Origin of the sequence: Corallococcus aberystwythensis (assembly GCF_003612165.1) — a bacterium.
GTDB lineage: Bacteria > Myxococcota > Myxococcia > Myxococcales > Myxococcaceae > Corallococcus > Corallococcus aberystwythensis.
Window position 1 is genome coordinate 1 of sequence record NZ_RAWK01000237.1, and the last position, 15,814, is coordinate 15,814.

Annotated in this window: 14 protein-coding genes and 1 tRNA gene; 10 read left to right on the forward strand and 5 right to left on the reverse strand. The window is 69.4% G+C overall.

The window, feature by feature from the left end:
- From D7W81_RS31080 to D7W81_RS31100, 5 genes are all read left to right on the forward strand, one after another.
- The coding region (locus D7W81_RS31080; protein WP_147445682.1) for a CapA family protein at positions 1–1,126 on the forward strand (1,126 nt) is incomplete at its 5' end.
- A gap of 283 nt (positions 1,127–1,409) precedes the next feature.
- A complete protein-coding gene (gene prfA, locus D7W81_RS31085) occupies positions 1,410–2,501 on the forward strand; it encodes a peptide chain release factor 1 (protein ID WP_120559029.1) in 1,092 nt (363 codons plus the stop codon).
- Positions 2,495–3,361 (forward strand): peptide chain release factor N(5)-glutamine methyltransferase, encoded by an 867-nt coding sequence (gene prmC / locus D7W81_RS31090; protein ID WP_120559040.1) that lies wholly within the window; start codon positions 2,495–2,497, stop codon positions 3,359–3,361. Before prfA ends, prmC begins: the two co-directional genes overlap by 7 nt.
- Positions 3,362–3,413: 52 nt before the next feature.
- Positions 3,414–4,685 (forward strand): UDP-N-acetylglucosamine 1-carboxyvinyltransferase, encoded by a 1,272-nt coding sequence (murA, locus tag D7W81_RS31095; RefSeq protein ID WP_120559030.1) that lies wholly within the window; start codon positions 3,414–3,416, stop codon positions 4,683–4,685.
- Positions 4,686–4,833: 148 nt separating this feature from the next.
- Entirely contained in the window at positions 4,834–5,226 is a 393-nt protein-coding gene (locus tag D7W81_RS31100) for a TFIIB-type zinc ribbon-containing protein (protein WP_120559031.1), read from the forward strand.
- Between the two features lie 39 nt (positions 5,227–5,265).
- Here the strand turns inward: D7W81_RS31100 and D7W81_RS31105 are convergent, their stop codons facing one another.
- Positions 5,266–6,111 (reverse strand): discoidin domain-containing protein, encoded by an 846-nt coding sequence (locus tag D7W81_RS31105; protein WP_244227545.1) that lies wholly within the window; start codon positions 6,109–6,111, stop codon positions 5,266–5,268.
- Between the two features lie 190 nt (positions 6,112–6,301).
- On the opposite strand from D7W81_RS31105, the gene D7W81_RS31110 reads away from it, so the two are divergent.
- From D7W81_RS31110 to D7W81_RS31120, 3 genes are all read left to right on the forward strand, one after another.
- Positions 6,302–8,230 (forward strand): ABC transporter substrate-binding protein, encoded by a 1,929-nt coding sequence (locus D7W81_RS31110; protein ID WP_120559033.1) that lies wholly within the window; start codon positions 6,302–6,304, stop codon positions 8,228–8,230.
- Positions 8,231–8,295: 65 nt separating this feature from the next.
- A tRNA-Gly gene (locus D7W81_RS31115) sits at positions 8,296–8,368 on the forward strand.
- A gap of 104 nt (positions 8,369–8,472) precedes the next feature.
- Complete coding sequence (locus D7W81_RS31120; protein ID WP_120559034.1) at positions 8,473–8,934, forward strand: hypothetical protein; 462 nt, start codon at positions 8,473–8,475, stop codon at positions 8,932–8,934.
- A gap of 19 nt (positions 8,935–8,953) precedes the next feature.
- On the opposite strand, the gene D7W81_RS31125 is transcribed toward D7W81_RS31120, so the two are convergent.
- Entirely contained in the window at positions 8,954–9,925 is a 972-nt protein-coding gene (locus D7W81_RS31125) for a hypothetical protein (protein ID WP_120559035.1), read from the reverse strand.
- Positions 9,926–9,940: 15 nt separating this feature from the next.
- Positions 9,941–11,371: a hypothetical protein gene (locus D7W81_RS42550; RefSeq protein WP_158621732.1), complete on the reverse strand. Its 1,431-nt coding sequence runs from the start codon at positions 11,369–11,371 to the stop codon at positions 9,941–9,943.
- A gap of 115 nt (positions 11,372–11,486) precedes the next feature.
- Here D7W81_RS42550 and D7W81_RS31135 point away from each other — a divergent pair, with 115 nt between their 5' ends.
- Both D7W81_RS31135 and D7W81_RS31140 read left to right on the forward strand, forming a co-directional pair.
- A complete protein-coding gene (locus D7W81_RS31135; protein ID WP_120559036.1) occupies positions 11,487–12,365 on the forward strand; it encodes a hypothetical protein in 879 nt (292 codons plus the stop codon).
- Positions 12,366–12,404: 39 nt separating this feature from the next.
- On the forward strand, positions 12,405–13,439 hold the full coding sequence (locus D7W81_RS31140) for a PA0069 family radical SAM protein (protein WP_120559037.1): 1,035 nt from the start codon (positions 12,405–12,407) through the stop codon (positions 13,437–13,439).
- 17 nt (positions 13,440–13,456) lie between these two features.
- Here the strand turns inward: D7W81_RS31140 and D7W81_RS31145 are convergent, their stop codons facing one another.
- Positions 13,457–13,705, reverse strand: a complete 249-nt coding sequence (locus D7W81_RS31145) for a GlsB/YeaQ/YmgE family stress response membrane protein (RefSeq protein ID WP_120559038.1) — start codon at positions 13,703–13,705, stop codon at positions 13,457–13,459.
- Between the two features lie 30 nt (positions 13,706–13,735).
- Positions 13,736–15,814: a M13 family metallopeptidase gene (locus D7W81_RS31150; RefSeq protein ID WP_120559039.1), complete on the reverse strand. Its 2,079-nt coding sequence runs from the start codon at positions 15,812–15,814 to the stop codon at positions 13,736–13,738.

Here is a 15,814-nt window from a genome sequence, read left to right on the forward strand (position 1 = left end):
GCCCGGGTCCGATACCGGACACCCCGCTGGCCAGGCGGCCATTCCAGCCCCTGCCCGCCCGGTGACGCTGGTGGTGGGCGGCGACGTGACGGTCGGCTACCACTACGAGGAGTACTTCGACGACCAGGTGGCCAAGGGGCGGACGCGCGAGGAGATGTTCGCGTACGGCTTCCGAGAGGTGCGGCCCATCGTGGACTCCGGCGACCTGTTCGTCGTGAACCTGGAGTGCCCGTACACGGACAGCACGGTGAAGCTGCCCAAGAACTTCAACTTCCGCGCGCGGCCGGAGCTGGTGAACGTGCTCACCGCGGGCCGCGTGGGCGTGGTGAGCCTGGCCAACAACCACATGATGGACTACGGCGCGCAGGGCCTGCTGGACACGCTCAGCGCCCTGGACGCCCAGCGCATCCCCTACTTCGGCGCGGGGAGGAACCTGGCGGAGGCGCGGCGCCCGGCGGTCCTCACCGTGGGGGGCCTGAAGGTCGCGTTCCTGGGCTACTTCTTCCTGGGCACGCGCAACATCGAACCCCGGGAGGTCTACGCCACGGACACCACGCCGGGCGTGGCGGGGCACTTCTCCGACGTGGAGGTGATGGAGCGGATGCTGCGCGAGGACATCGCGGCGGCCAGGGCCCAGGCGGACCTGGTGCTGCCCTTCTTCCACTGGGGCATCGAGGGCAACACCACCCCTGAGCCCTACCAGGTGCGCCTGGCGCACGCGGCCATCGACGCGGGCGCGGCGGGCGTGCTGGGCAGCCACCCGCACGTGCTCCAGTCCATGGAGCTGTACCAGGGCAGGCCGGTGCTCTACTCGCTGGGCAACTTCGTGTTCGGCGGGAACTGGAACCCCCGGGACAAGCGCAGCGTCCTGTGGCGGGCGCGCTTCGACTCCACGGGTTATCTCTCCAGTGACGTGCTGCCCCTCAGGACCGACCGCTACCCCGAGTTCCCCGTCCAGCCGGTGCCCGTGACGGGTGCCGAGGCCGAAGGGGTGATGACGCTGCTGCGCACCGCGTCGCAGGGGACGCCGGGGCTGGAGCGGATGCTCCCGGCGTTGGAAGCAGGGGAAGCCGAGGGAGCAGGGAGCCCACCGCCCCCCTCCTCCAGTGTGAGAGGGGGGCAGTAGCTTCCAGGACTACTTGTTGTTGCGCTGGCCGCGCTTGAAGCGCGTGCGGCGGCGCTTCAGCTGCGCCTTCCGGGTCTTGGCGCGGTTCTTCAGCTTCTTCTTGGAACGATTCCCCTTCTGTGCGGCCATGTGAAGGACTCCGTGTTGAGCGTGATTCGAGCCGCACCGGGCGGCGACGGGGGCCGTTCTTACATGCCACTGCCCGCACGGCCAAGGTTTTCCTTGACGCCCTGGGCCCTTGCCATGGGGCGCCCAAAGGGGCAAGACGCCCCGGGAACCACGCATGATTGACAAACTGGAAGAGGTCGAGCGCCGTTTCGAACGGCTCACGGCCGACCTGTCGAACCCCGATATCCTCGCCGACACGGCGAAGCTCCAGAAGGTTTCCAAGGAGCGCGCCGCGCTGGAGCGGCTCGTGGAGACCTTCCGCGGCTACCGCAAGGTGCTGGCGGACCTCAACGAGGTGGAGGCGTGGCTGTCCAGCGCCGACCCCGACGAGAAGGCCTACGCCAAGGAGGCCCTGCCCGGCCTGAAGGCGCAGCGCGAGGAGCTGGAGGCGTCGCTCAAAATCCTCCTGCTGCCCAAGGACCCCAATGACGAAAAGAACGTCATCCTGGAGATCCGCGCGGGCGCGGGCGGCGACGAGGCGGCCCTCTTCGCCGAAGAGGTCATGCAGATGTACCTGCGCTACGCGGACCGCCGGGGCTGGAAGGCGGACATCCTGGACATGAGCGCGGGCAACGCCGGCGGCGTGAAGGACGCCACGGTGACGCTGTCCGGCGACGCGGTGTTCAGCAACCTGAAGTACGAGTCCGGCGTGCACCGGGTCCAGCGCGTGCCGGCCACGGAGACGCAGGGGCGCATCCACACCTCCACCATCACCGTGTCGGTGATGCCGGAGGCGGAGGACGTGGACGTGCAGATCAACCCGGCGGACATCGAGATGCAGGTGATGCGCTCCACGGGCGCCGGCGGCCAGAGCGTCAACACCACGGACTCCGCGGTGCGCCTCATCCACAAGCCGTCCGGCATCGTGGTGAAGTGCCAGCAGGAGAAGAGCCAGGGGAAGAACCGCGCCATGGCCCTGCGCATGCTGCGCGCCAAGCTCTACGACATGGAGCAGGAGCGCATCCGCAACGAGCGCGACTCCATGCGCCGCGGGCAGGTGGGCACGGGCGACCGCAGCGAGAAGATCCGCACGTACAACTTCCCGCAGGACCGGCTCACCGACCACCGCATCGGCCTCACCGTGCACAACCTGCCGGCCATCATGGTGGGCAACGTGGACGACGTCATCACCGCCTGCCGGACGCACTACCAGGCGGAGGCCCTCAAGGCGCAGACGGGCGGCGGGCGGCCCCCCAGCGAATCATGAGCGACGTCTGGACCATCCGCCGGCTCCTCACCTGGACGACGGGGCACTTCGAGAAGCGCGGGGTGGACGCGCCCCGGCTCACGACGGAAATCCTCCTCGCGCACGTGCTCAAGACGGGGCGGGTACGCCTGTACGTGGACCTGGACCGGCCGCTGTCCAAGGACGAGCTGGCCGCCTTCAAGGCGCTCATCGAGCGCCGGATGGCGGGCGAGCCTACGAACTACCTGACGGGCACGAAGGAGTTCTACAACCGCGCGTTCAAGGTGGACGCCCGCGTGCTCATCCCCCGGCCGGAGACGGAGCTCTTGGTGGAGGCGGTGCTGCACTCGGTGCCGAAGGACGCGCCCAGCCGCGTGCTGGACGTGTGCACGGGCTCCGGCTGCATCGCCATCAGCGTGGCGGCGGAGCGTCCCCAGGCGACGGTGCTGGCCACGGACCTGTCCAAGGACGCGTGCGCGCTGGCGCGTGAGAACGCCCAGGCCCTGGGCGTGGCGGAGCGCGTGAGCGTGCTGGAGGGGGACCTCTTCGCTCCCCTGCCCCCGGGCGAGACGTTCCGGGTGGTGGTGTCCAACCCGCCGTACATCGACTCAGGCGACATCGCCGGGCTGTCCGCCGAGGTGCGGCGCGAGCCCCGGCTGGCGCTGGACGGCGGACCGGACGGGCTGGCCGCGCTCAGGCGGGTGATTCAGGGCGCCCGGCGGGTGCTGGAGCCTGGCGGACTGCTTGCATTGGAGATGGGGGAGACCCAGGGCAGCGCCGTCCTGGAGCTCCTGCGCGCCGCGGGGTACGCGGACGCGCGCGCGGAGAAGGACCTGGAGCGGCGTGAACGCATGGCGTTCGGGACACAGCCCGCGGCCTGACGGCCACGGCGGTGCGGCCCGGCGGCAGCACGGGAAGAGGCACGGGAAAGACATGGACAAGATCGTCTTGAAGGGTGGCACCGCGCTGCACGGTGAGGTGGAGGTCTCTGGCGCGAAGAACGCGGCGCTGCCCATCCTGGCCTCCGCGCTGCTGGCGGATGGCACCACCACCTTCCGCAACGTGCCGGACCTGGCGGACGTGGCCACGATGCTGGAGGTGCTCCGCACGATGGGCTGCGAGGCCGCGCGGCTCACCGGCAAGAAGGCGGACACCTGTGAAATCAGCATCGTGGGGGACATCACCCCGGAGGCCCCCTACGACTTGGTGAAGACCATGCGCGCGAGCGTCCTGGTGCTGGGGCCGCTGGTGGCGCGCTTTGGCCGCGCTCGCGTGTCCATGCCGGGCGGGTGCGCCATTGGCGCGCGTCCCATCGACCAGCATCTGAAGGGCCTGAAGGCGCTGGGCGCGGACATCCACCTGACCGAAGGCTACGTGGAGGCCCGGGCGAAGCAGCTCAAGGGCGGCATGGTGAACTTCGACGTCATCACCGTCACCGGCACGGAGAACGTGATGATGGCGGCGGTGCTCGCGAAGGGCCGCACGGTGATGGAGAACTGCGCGCGCGAGCCGGAGGTGGAGGAGCTGGCGCGGGTCCTCAACAAGATGGGCGCCAAGGTGGAGGGGGCGGGCACGTCCGTCATCACCATCGAGGGCGTGGCGTCCCTCAACCCGGTGGAACACGCCATCCTGCCGGACCGCATCGAGGCGGGCACGCTGCTGGTGGCGGCGGCCATCAGCGGGGGCAACGTGCTGGTGAAGCACGCACGCCCGGAGCACCTGGACGCGGTCATCGACAAGCTGCGGGAAGCCGGCTGCACCATCACCGCGGAGGGCGGCGGCCTGCGCTGCAAGGCGCCCAAGACGCTCAAGGCGGTGAACATCACCACCACGGAGCACCCGGGCTTCCCCACGGACATGCAGGCGCAGTTGATGGCGCTGATGACGGTGAGCCACGGCACGTCCGTCATCTCCGAGAACATCTTCGAGAACCGCTTCATGCACGTGCCGGAGCTGCACCGGCTGGGCGCGGACATCACCATCCAGGGGCACACGGCGGTGGTGAAGGGCGTGAAGGGGCTCAGCGGGGCGCCCGTCATGGCCACCGACCTGCGCGCCAGCGCGTCGCTCATCCTGGCTGGCCTGCGGGCCGACGGCCACACGGAGGTCAGCCGCGTCTACCACCTGGACCGAGGGTACGAGCGGCTGGAACGGAAGCTGCGGGGCCTGGGGGCGGACATCCGCCGCGTGAAGGAGCGGGCCTGAGCGTCGGCCTGAGCCTAGGGGGCCGGTAGACGGCGCGTTGCCAACAGAAGCGGCGGCATGGGTTGCATCCCAATTTTTGTGCGACCTATCATTCTCCATTCACCGGGGAGCACCCGCTGCTCCCCCCTTCAGGAGAACGAGCCGCCCCATGAATTGCCCCGGTTGCAACGCCGAAATGACTGATCTCGAGGGAGATCACGAGACGTTGCGGGAATGTAAAGAGTGCGGCGGTTTGTGGGTCAACGTCGCGGATCTGAACCGGATCCTCCTCCACAACAACCTGCCCGGCCTGGAGGGACAGGGCGGCAAGATGGACGCCGACGCCCTGACGGGCCAGTGCCCCGACTGCCAGGTGGACCTCGTCCGCTACGTCGGTGGAGACCGGCATCACCCCCTGCAGTTCGACACCTGCGAGTCGTGCGGGGGCATCTTCCTGGAGTCGGAATTCGCGGACGCGACCGACACCGCGGCCGCGGAGAAGAAGATCATCGAGTTCTTCCGCGCCTTCAGCGGCAAGCAGAAGACCAAGGCCGCCATCTGACAGGCCACGGCCCGGGCCCCCACGAGAGCCCGGGCGCCTTCACGGCTGGCTGCGGAAGGAGCTCCCCCACTCCTCGGGGAGCGTCCCGTCCAGCGACAGCGCGGCGGCCGCCTTCGGCCCCTCGCCGGCTGGGGTCCGCTCGAAGCGGGCCGTCACCTTCCCCTTCTTGGGGATGTCCAGCGTCACGCGGTTGCCGGACACGGTGTAGGTGCCGCTGACGACGGTGGTGGGCTCGGGCGTCTCCAGCGGCTCCAGGGAGAAGCGCCAGGTGCCGTCCACGAAGAAGGACAGGAAGCGCTCCGGGGCGCCCTCATGGCCGCCGAACCAGGTGCCCACGAGCGGCGCCACGCGCGCGTCGTACTTGTACCGGGTGGCGAACGCGGGCCCGTTGAGGGGCTTGCCGCCCGAGTAGAGGACGAGGTCGGTGAGGCACACCGGGCTGTCCTCCTTGGCGCCGGGGAAGCGGTCCGCCACCTCCAGGATGAAGCGCGCGCCGAACAGCGGCTGGGACAGGGGCACGGCCTGCAGGCCGCGCTTGTCCTGCACGGTGACGCTGCGGGACGCCTCCACGCTGGTGAGGGTGAACTTGCGCACGCGGCCGTTGGCCTTGAAGGCGTCGCGGGACGTGCCGTCGCCCGTGTAGACGCGCACCTCGTCCAGGGTGACGGGCTCCTTGAAGCCGATGAAGACGTGGGCGGGCTTCTCCCCTTCCGCGCACCAGGCGGTGGTGTCCCGGCCGTCCAGGAGGTTCAAGGGCACGTAGTGGTCCGGGCGCGCAGCCTTCTCCACCCAGGCCTCAGCCTGGGCATAGCCGGGCGCGGAGGGCCCGGCGGCGAGGACGGACGGGGACACGAGGAGCAGGGAGGCCAGGGACAGGCGTCGCATGGGGCGCATCTTGGATCGTCCCCACCCCGCGGCTCCAGTCCGGGTGTGTACCTTCCGTCAGCACCGGACACGGCGTTCTCCAGGTGACGCCTAGGGCGCGTGGATGAAAGCGGCCCGCCGGGGGTTGGGGGTGCTTGACACCCGGACACGCCCAGGCCGACAAGGCGGACCGACCGAGGAGGAAGACGTGATGCGACGTTGGGGCTGGGTCTGTGTCGTGGGGCTGCTGGGGGTGGCCTCGTGCAAGAAGGACGTGCCGGCGGAAGCACCGGACGCGGGCGCCGTGGAGACGGGCCCTTCCGCCCTCACGGAGAAGGAGCCCAACGAGCGGCCCGACCAGGCGCTGGCCATCACGCGCGACAGCGTGGTGACGGGAGGCCTGGCGGCGGAGCCCAACAAGCTGGACGAGGACTGGTACCGGCTGGCCCCGGGCACCCCGCGCATCGCGGACGTGACGGTGACGGGCCTGCCCGGCGGGGACGTGAAGCTGGACGTCTACGACCAGGACCGCAACCGCCTGGTGGGCGTCAACAGCGAGGGCGAGGGCAAGGGGGAGCGCCTTCCCAACCTCTACGTGGAGCAGGAGCGCTGGCTGGTGGTGTCGCCCGCGCGCAAGGGCATGGGCGGGGCGTACACGCTGGAGGTGAAGTACCGCCAGCCCAACGACGGCGAGGAGCGCGAGCCCAATGACCGCGCCGTGGACGCCGCCGCGCTGCCCCTGGGCCAGACGGTGACGGCGTTCCTGGGGCATTCCGGGGATGAGGACTGGTACCGGGTGGAGCTGCCCGGCCCCGCCACGCCGGGGAGTGACGCCCCCGCCGCGCAGGACAGCGGCGCGCCGGCTCCGGGTACGACTCCCGCGGCCGTGCCTCCGCCGTCCGTGCCGGACGAGACGCCGGTCATCGACGACAGCGCGGCCCCCTCCCCCACCCCGGAGGGCACGTTCGGGGGCGGAGAGCCGCCCGCGACGCCTCCGGAGAACGCGATGCCGACAGCGCCCGGAGAGCTGGGCGGCGCGGTGGCGGCCCAGGCGGTGGACGCAGGCCCTCCGCCCGAGCCCGAGGTCCCGTCGGTGGCGCTGAAGATTGAGCTGTCCGCCGTGGAAGGCGTGCGGCCGGAGGTGTCCGTGCTGTCCGCCGCGGAGGCGCCGCTGTTCACGCTGCAGGGCAAGGAGGGCGAGCCCCTGGCCCTGCGCAACATCGGCGTGAGGGCCACGGACCGGGTCGTCTTCGTGGTGGTGAAGGGCGGCTGGACGGGGACGGGCAAGGCGCAGCGGCGCACCTACAACGCGCAGGTGCCCTACACGCTGACCGTGTCGCAGGAGGAGGCGGGGGCGCACGCGGAGCTGGAGCCCAATGACGAGCTGCTCAAGGCCACGCCGCTGACGGGCGCGGGCTACCGCGAGGGCTTCCTGTCGCCCAAGTCGGACGTGGACAACTACGTGCTGACGGCGCGCGAGCCGGTGCTGGCGAAGGTGGAGCTGTCGGGCGTGGACCGGTTGGACCTGACGCTGTCCATGGTGGAGCCGCCGCAGGGCGACGGGCAGAAGGAGACGGTGCTGCTCAAGGCCAACGACGGCGCGCTGAAGGAGCCGGAGCGGCTGAACAACGTCGCGTGCAGCGGCACCTGCTACTTCCGGGTGGAGGGGTCGTTCCGCAAGGTGAACGGCAAGTTCGTGAAGGACTTCGAGAACGCGGACCAGCCCTACCGCATCAGCGTGACGACGGTGCCGGACAACGGCAGCGAGGAGCGCGAGCCCAACAACACCGCCGACCGCGCGCAGGACCTGACGCTGGGCAAGGCGGTGCGAGGCACGGTGTACCCGGCGAAGGACGTGGATTACTTCCGGGTGGACCTGTCCGACCGGCCGGTGCGCACGGCCATCACCGCGACGCTGCTGGGCATCCTGAAGGTGGACGTGGGGCTGTACCTGCACCGGGTGCAGCCGGACGGGAAGCTGACGCTGGTGCAGACGTCCGACCGCGCCAAGGGTGACCAGCCGGAGACCATCCGCTTCAGCGCCGAACCGGGCGTCTACGTCTTCGAGGTGCGCGACGCGAAGAACCGCGAGGCGAACTTCCAGGACTCGTACCAATTGACCGTCGAGGAGGGGGAGTAGCCCCGACTTCCGATTGACAAGGCAGGGCCCCGCCCCTACTTTGGGCCCTGCTTCGCCCGTCGCACGCGGTGGTAGCTCAGTTGGTAGAGCACGAGCTTCCCAAGCTCGGGGTCGAGGGTTCGAATCCCTTCCGCCGCTCACTCATGAAGGCCGGTGGTTCCTCTCTGGAATCACCGGCCTTCGTGTTTTCAGGGCCTGGAGCTCCGTCACATCCGGGCCCAAATGTTATATGTTTCACGGAAATGTACACCCTCGACGAATCCCTCTGGCCGCTGGTGATTGTTCAGCGGAGCGACACGACGACGGACAAGGAGATGGAGGGCATCCTCCAGAGCCTCTCCAAGCTCATCAAGAGGCGCGAGCCCTACGTCCTGGTGATTGATTTCTCCCGGTCCCGTCCGCTGACCCATTCACAGCGGATGATGCTGGCGGATCATCAAACCCAGACCGCCGACCTGGCTCGCGAGTACTGCAAGGGATTCTTCGTGGTGATCAACTCGGCCACCGCGAGGCTCGCGAGGGCCGTCACCAGCTTCGTCCGGCCCTCCACGGATCAGCATGAGGTGGCCGCGTCGTTGGACGAAGCGCTGGAGCGCGCCGCGGTCCGCTTCGAGCAGGCCGGTGTGCACATGGGGGCCTTCATTGCCCGTGCCCAGGCGCGGCGGCTGAAGTCCGGTCCTGCCCCGAGCGCCCGTCACGGCTGAAGGCACCACGGCGGCGGCGCTACTTGCGGTGCGAGCCGTAGTACTTCTTCAGGATTCCCAGCTCGGCGATCTTCCCGGTGGAGATGTCCCTGCCCGCGTCCCACAGGCACGTGCGCAGGATGGCGCCCAGACAGGCGCCCTTCTCGCCATGGGCCAGCGTGGTGTAGAGCGCGTCGATGATCGCGGAGCGGCACGCGGCCTTGTAGGGCTCACTGTTGTTGCCTTCTCTTCTGCGCAGCTCCTCCAACTTCTCCCAGACGCAGCAATACCAGTAGAGCGCGCGCATGGCCCGCGTGTCGTAGCGCTCGCTGTAGAGCGCCCACACGTCGATGTGCTGCGCGCCCATGGGTTTGCCGACGGCGGCCCTTTCATCAAAGGACTTCAGCGTCTCGCTGGTTCCGGGCACGGCGCTGCAGAAGTTGTCGAGGCCGGCAACCCGCGTCTGCGCGGCGTGGAAGAGGGTCAGCCCGCCCGCGCCCGTGCCCAGCGCGGCGGGCACCTTGAAGGACTTGAAGTAGGACAGGTTGAGCGGGCGATCCGGATCCGGCTCGATGCCCGTGTCGAAGTGGTAGCCGCCCCAGGTGTAGAGGGCGAAGAAGCCCCACACGTTCTTGGCGTTCACCCGCTCGCGCACCGACGAATCATGCCTGGCGGCGGCGGCGATGATGGGCGTGACGCGCCGGAGGAGGTCTGTCTCCCTGGCGCCATACCAGTACCAGAGTTGGTACAGCGTCCCCTTGGAGGCGGCGAGGAAGGCCTCCATGCCGCGCACGGTGATGTCGGTCCTGCCGCGCGCGGCGAACTTCCTCTTGAACGCGGCGACGTGCGCATCCAGGCACCAGAAGTACATCTGGTAGGCGATCGTGTACCCGTTCTTCAGCTGGACCCGCATCTTGATCGGGCCGGCGATGTCGCGGTCCTCACCGGACGTGTCGGGAGGACCTACCCAGGTGTAATGGATGTCAGCGGAGTATCGGATGGAGCGCCACATGGCTCCCGAGCATAGCTACTTCGCGAGCCACGTCGCGAAGCGCTTGTCCAGGAGCGGCGCGGCCTTGTCGACGGCATCCCAGGTGTCGTCATCGAGCTTCGGCTCGTCGTGGCCGTGCGCCCCCTTGCGCTTTCCGAACGTCTTCTTGAGGTCGGCCGTAATCCACAGGTCGTTCATGTTGTGGAACCATCGCCACGCCATCTCGCGGAGGCCCGGCGCATCGCGCAGGTGGTCGTTCCAGAGGCCGCGCGGAAGCGCCTGCTTCACGAACTCCGACCCCTTCGCCTTGCGTGCCGCGACCGCCGCGAGCAGTTCGCGGTGCGCCGGGAACCGCGAGGTGTCGAGCAGCCCCCGTGTCGCGGCATAGCCGACGAAGAGCCCGGTCGTGATGTTGGGATACCGCTCGAGGCCGCCTGCGCCCTTCACGGCGAGGGTGACGGAGAGGGACTCGTCGAACGAGAGTTCGAGCCACACGTGCTTCGCGGTATCGAGCGCGAACTCCCAGTAGGCGACGGTGAGTTCGTCCTCGTTCGCGAAGGCGGCCTGACGACCGCTGGGCGGGCCGAGCACCTTCGTGACCTCCGCCTCCGTCTTCACCTTCCACGGTACGCCCAGGATTTCCTCGCCCACCTTCGACCTCACCCACGCGGAGGCGACGTAGGGGATGAACGTCTTGGCGGTCTTCGGAATGGGCGGAAAGGCGTCGTTCAGGATGTCGTGGGAGAAGACGATTTCGACGCCGTGCTTCGCGGCCTCGACGTTCGCCGAATCGGTGTTCTCACTCGTGGACACGGGCACCTTCTTGCCAAGCACCCCCGTCACATAGGCGATGACCTCGGGGTCGTCCGCGCGCCGTCCGAAGAGTGACGCCAGCTGCTGCACCTTCGGGCCGAGCTTCTTCATCACCGCGGTCGGCGTGAACACATGGGCCGCCACGGGTGTCGCGGACGCGGTGGGCGGAGGCGCGGCGTCTCCGTCCAGCCAGGCCGCGAAGTCGAAGTCCTTCGCCTTCGGCGCCTTGACCTTCTTCGCCTTCAGCCATGCAGCCAGCGCCTTTCGCCCGGATGCACCTTCTTCGTCGTCGAGCTCGTCGATCTCCGTCTCGCCCTGGGACCACTGCGCCAGGAACGACTCGAAGCTGTTCGCGACCGTTCGCGCCTCGCCCTCCGAACCGAGCAACGCCACGGCCAGCGGGGCGCCGTCTCCGGGGTTCACGAGCGCGAGCAGCGAGCCGTCCGGAAGATGGAGGAACGCGAAGGCGTCACGGCGAAGCCGGTCCGCATTCTCCGGACTCCACTCCTTAGGAATGGGCTCGGCTACGAGCGCATCGAACCAGCCCAGCGTTCCGTGGGACTGCTTGCCAATCCAGGCACCCACGTCCGCGAGCAGCGGCGGAACCTCATGCCCCTTCGGCGCCTTGGAGACCTTGACCGTGTATTTCGCCATTCGGGCCAGCTTTGGACGCGAGCCCGGTGCTGTAAAGGCACAAGGTGCCGCGAGCGCCCGTCCAGGGAACTTCGACAGGGGAATGCGCGATAATGGGGGCAGCTCCCGAACCGCCATGATGCCCATCGCCCGCGCCTCGTCCCCCGCCGTCTCCGCCCAGCCCATCCCCCGGGAGCCCACGCCCGCGTACGAGCAGCGGTCCACGCCGGCCCCCGCCCGCACGCCGGGCTACTCCTCGGAGAGCCGCTTCGAGGACGCCCGCGCGACGCCGGTGGCGCTGGACCTCCAGTCCCTCCCCGGCGCCGCCTGGGTGAACCGGTCCATCGAGAGCTACAACCGCGTCCAGGACATGCGGGGCACCGGCGTGCAGCCCCGGTCCGCGTTTCCCTTCTTCGGGCCCTCGCGTCAGGCGGAGCTGCGCACCGTGCCGCCGGAGCGCCAGGCCGACGTCAACGCGGGCGTCCGGGGCATGCTCACCGAGCAGCTGTCGCGCCTGCGCCCGGAGGATCAGGCGCGGCTGCGCCCCTTGGTGGACGCGGTGGGCACGTCCGGGTTCTACGAACGGGTCGCGGAGCTGGACACGGGCAACGCGGGCGCGTGGCGCCAGATGGCCGGTGTGCAGCAGTCCTTCGCGGCGGGCGAAGCGAACGAGTCCCCCACCACGCGCGCCTACAGCGAATCCATGCGGCTGACACTCCACGCGACGGCGGTGCTCCAGTTCGCCGGGGCCACCGGCCGCGTGCTCCCGCGCAACGAACACACCCAGTTCATCCGCAACCACGCCACCGCCTTCCACGAGAACGGTGGCTCCTTCACCAACCTGCCCATCGGTGTCTCCGGCGCCTTCAAGGTCCTGCGCAACACGCCGCTCTCCATGGCGCAGCACCTGCCCTCCCTCCTGGGAGCGGCCGTCGACCCCATGGGCGACCGCGACACCCGCACCGCCGCGGAGATGGTCCGCCGCTCCCGCGCGCAGGTCATCGACGGGCGCTGACGCCTTGACTGAACGGGCTTTCAGCCGCACCCTGGGAGGGTGAAGGCCCGTCCCGTCGACAATCCGCCCAACCCCTGGGCGAGCACCGCGGTGGAGTACCTGGACGAGATTCCCCCCGCGCGTCTGGAGGTCTGGGAGGACCACAGCCGCTCCATCATCGCGAGCAACGACAGCCCCGACGTGTGCTTCTCCTGGAGCGTCAACCCGTACCGGGGCTGCCTCCATGCCTGCGCCTACTGCTACGCGCGCCCCACGCACCAGTACCTGGACTTCGGCGCGGGCACCGACTTCGAGACCCGCCTCGTCGTCAAACCCAACGCCCCGGAGCTGCTGCGCGAAGCGTTCGACCGTCCGTCGTGGAAGGGAGAGACCGTTGTCTTCAGCGGCGTCACCGATTGCTACCAGCCGCTGGAGGCGTCGCTGCGGCTCACGCGCCAGTGCCTGGAGGTCTGCGCCGAGTACCGCAACCCCGTGGGCATCGTCACCAAGGGCGTCCTGATTGAGCGCGATGTGGACGTGCTCCAGCGGCTCGCGGCCGAGACGCGGCTCTTCGTGAGCATCAGCCTCCCCTTCCACAACGAGGAGCTGGCGCGCGCCATGGAGCCGCTTGTCGCCACGCCGAAGCGCAGGCTGGCCACCATCCGGAAGCTCACGGAGGCCGGCATCGACGTGGCCGTATCCGTGGCCCCCATCATCCCCGGCCTCAACGACGAGGACATCGCCCGGGTGCTCGCGTCCGCGCGCGAGGCCGGCGCCACGCGGGCGCACTACACCCTGCTGCGGCTTCCCGGGCCCGTGCAGGCCGTGTTCGAGGAGCGCCTGCGCGCGAAGCTGCCCCTGCGCGCGGACCGGGTGCTGCACCGCATCCGCGAGACGCGCGGCGGGGAGCTCACCGACAGCCGCTTCAAGCACCGCATGCGCGGCGAAGGGCTGTACGCCCAGACCATCCACCAGCTCTTCGCGACGTCGGCGCGCAAGGTGGGCATGCGCGCCTCGTCCGTCACGGAGGCCGCGCCGGACACCTTCCGGCGCCCCGCGCGGCCCTCCACCTCACCCCAGCTGTCGCTCTTCTAGCGGCGGCGCTGGGGGCGCTATTTCCGGATGGCCTGCATGATGGACAGCAGGATGACGGCGCCCACCGTGGCCACCAGCAGCGAGTACAGGTTGAAGCCCGTCACGCCCCGGCCACCGAAGAAGCTGAACACCCAGCCGCCCACCATCGCGCCGACGATGCCGGCGACGATGTTGGCGAACATTCCCATCCGGGCGTTGGTGCCCTTGATGATGCTGGCCAGCCAGCCCGCGATACCGCCCAACACCAGCCACGAGCAGATTCCCATGACGTCCTCCTCCAGGTAAGGCCCGAGGGCCTACCAGACCTCACAGCGGTTCGCAGCCGGTGCCACCATCTTCGACCCCGCGGGGCAGGAGAAGGCCTGCTGGAACTGCGGCAGGTTCACGTCCGGCCCCTTCACGCGCAGGAACGCCGGCGAGTGCGAATCCGTCAGCGCCCGCTGCCGCGCAGCCTCATTACGAATCTTCGAGCACCACGATTGCGCGTGCGCGAGGAAGAACTGCTGCCCCGGCGTGAAGCGGTAGGAGTTCGCCTTCGCCGCCTGGTCCGCGTGCCTGGCCAGGTAGGCCTCCATGGCCGCGTACGCCAGCTTGAGGCCGCCCAGGTCCGCGACGTTCTCGCCCAGGGTGAGCTTGCCGTTCACCTTCACGTCGTCCACGGCGATGTACTGGTCATACTGGTTCTTCACGCAGGCCACGCGCTCGCGGAAGGCCTTGTCCGAGGCCGGGGTCCACCAGGTGCGCAGGTTGCCGTCCGCGTCGAACTGGCGGCCCTCGTCGTCGAAGCCGTGGGTGATTTCGTGGCCCACCACCATGCCCATGGCGCCGAAGTTCACCGCCGCGGACGCGTCCCGCCCGAAGAAAGGCGGCTGGAGGATGCCCGCCGGGAACACAATCTCGTTGGTGGCCGCGTTGTAGTAGGCGTTCACCGTGGGCGGCGACATGAACCACTCCTGGCGGTCCACCGGCTGCCCCACCTTGCGCAGCTGGCGCGCCTGTTCGAACGCCGTCGCGGCCAGCAGGTTGTCCAGGAACGAGTCGCGCTTCACCGTCAGCCCGTCGTAGCCGCGCCACTGGTCCGGGTAGCCGATCTTGTTGGTGATCTTCTTCACCTTCACCAGCGCCTGGGCCTTCGTCTCCGCGTCCATCCAGGACAGCGTGTCCAGGTTGCGCTCGAAGGACTGCTCAATCTGCTGGACCATGTCCAACGTGGTGGCCTTGCCGTCCGCGCCGAAGGTGCGCGCGATGAAGGGCTTGGCCAGGGCGTGCGGCAGCGCGTCGTCGGTGGCGTCCACGCACTTCTTCCAGCGCGCCAGGTCCGCCTTGGCGCCGGTGAGCACGGTGGACTCGAAGCGGAAGAACTCGTCGCGCAGCGCCTTGGGCAGCGCCGTCTGCACGTCCTTCACCAGGTGGTAGGAGAGGTACGGCCCCATGTCCGTCGGCCGCTGCTGGCGCACCAGCGCGGACACCTCCGAGAAGAACTTCGGCTGCGTCACGTTGAGCGCTTCACCGGCGGGCAGCCCCACCTCCGCGAAGTACGTGTCCCACTGGAAGGCGGGGGCCAGCTTCTTCAGGCCCTGGCGCTCCAGCCGGTGGTAGACGTTCTGCGGCTCGCGCGTCTGGTCCTTGGGCAGCCGCGCGTTGGCCAGGCGCGTCTCGATGGCGAGGATGCCCGTGGCCTTGCGGCTGGCCACGAAGGGCGCGTCCCCCAACAGCTCGAAGACCTTCTGCACGTGCGCCTGGTAGGCGGTGCGCGCCTCGCGCATCTTCACGTCGGGCTTGAGGTAGTAGTCGCGGTCCGGCAGTCCCAGGCCGCCCGCGTCCACGACGGCGATGACCTGCGTGGCGTCCTTCTGGTCCTGATCCGAACCCACGCGGAAGAGCGCGTTCACGTTGCGCGCGTGCAGCCACGCCACCGCCTTGGCGACCTCCTGGGGGCTCTTCAGGCCGTTGAGCTTCGCCAGGTACGTGCGCAGCGTGGGCAGCGACTGCTCCAGCTTCGCCTCGTCCATGCAGGCGCCGTAGTAGTCCCCCAGCATCTTCTCTTCCGGGGTGCCCTCGCCCTGCCCTTCCGCGGCCTTCGTGAGGATGTCGCGCAGCACGGTCTGGTTGCGCTCGGCCACCGTCTCGAAGCCGCGGCTCCAGCGCGCGCGCTCGGCGGGGATCTCCGTGGCCTTCAGCCAGCCGCCACACGCGTACTGGTAGAAGTCGTCACAGGGGTTCGCGGACGGGTCCATCACCGCGGCGTCCAGGCCCGGGGGCATGGGGCGCTCGGACATGGGCACGTTGGAGGCCTCCGGCGCGGGCGCGGGCGTGGCCGGCGCGGCGCTGGCCACGGGGGCCTGGGTGGAGGCCTGGGGCTGTCTCTTATACAC

What these genes read in the sequence shown, in the direction of transcription:
- prfA (WP_120559029.1), top strand. Translation starts at nt 1,410, where the DNA reads ATGATTGACAAACTGGAAGAGGTCGAGCGCCGTTTCGAACGGCTCACG.
- murA (WP_120559030.1), top strand. Translation starts at nt 3,414, where the DNA reads ATGGACAAGATCGTCTTGAAGGGTGGCACCGCGCTGCACGGTGAGGTG.
- D7W81_RS31100 (WP_120559031.1), top strand. Translation starts at nt 4,834, where the DNA reads ATGAATTGCCCCGGTTGCAACGCCGAAATGACTGATCTCGAGGGAGAT.
- D7W81_RS31105 (WP_244227545.1), bottom strand. Translation starts at nt 6,111, where the DNA reads ATGCGACGCCTGTCCCTGGCCTCCCTGCTCCTCGTGTCCCCGTCCGTC.
- D7W81_RS31110 (WP_120559033.1), top strand. Translation starts at nt 6,302, where the DNA reads ATGCGACGTTGGGGCTGGGTCTGTGTCGTGGGGCTGCTGGGGGTGGCC.
- D7W81_RS31120 (WP_120559034.1), top strand. Translation starts at nt 8,473, where the DNA reads ATGTACACCCTCGACGAATCCCTCTGGCCGCTGGTGATTGTTCAGCGG.
- D7W81_RS31125 (WP_120559035.1), bottom strand. Translation starts at nt 9,925, where the DNA reads ATGTGGCGCTCCATCCGATACTCCGCTGACATCCATTACACCTGGGTA.
- D7W81_RS42550 (WP_158621732.1), bottom strand. Translation starts at nt 11,371, where the DNA reads ATGGCGAAATACACGGTCAAGGTCTCCAAGGCGCCGAAGGGGCATGAG.
- D7W81_RS31135 (WP_120559036.1), top strand. Translation starts at nt 11,487, where the DNA reads ATGATGCCCATCGCCCGCGCCTCGTCCCCCGCCGTCTCCGCCCAGCCC.
- D7W81_RS31145 (WP_120559038.1), bottom strand. Translation starts at nt 13,705, where the DNA reads ATGGGAATCTGCTCGTGGCTGGTGTTGGGCGGTATCGCGGGCTGGCTG.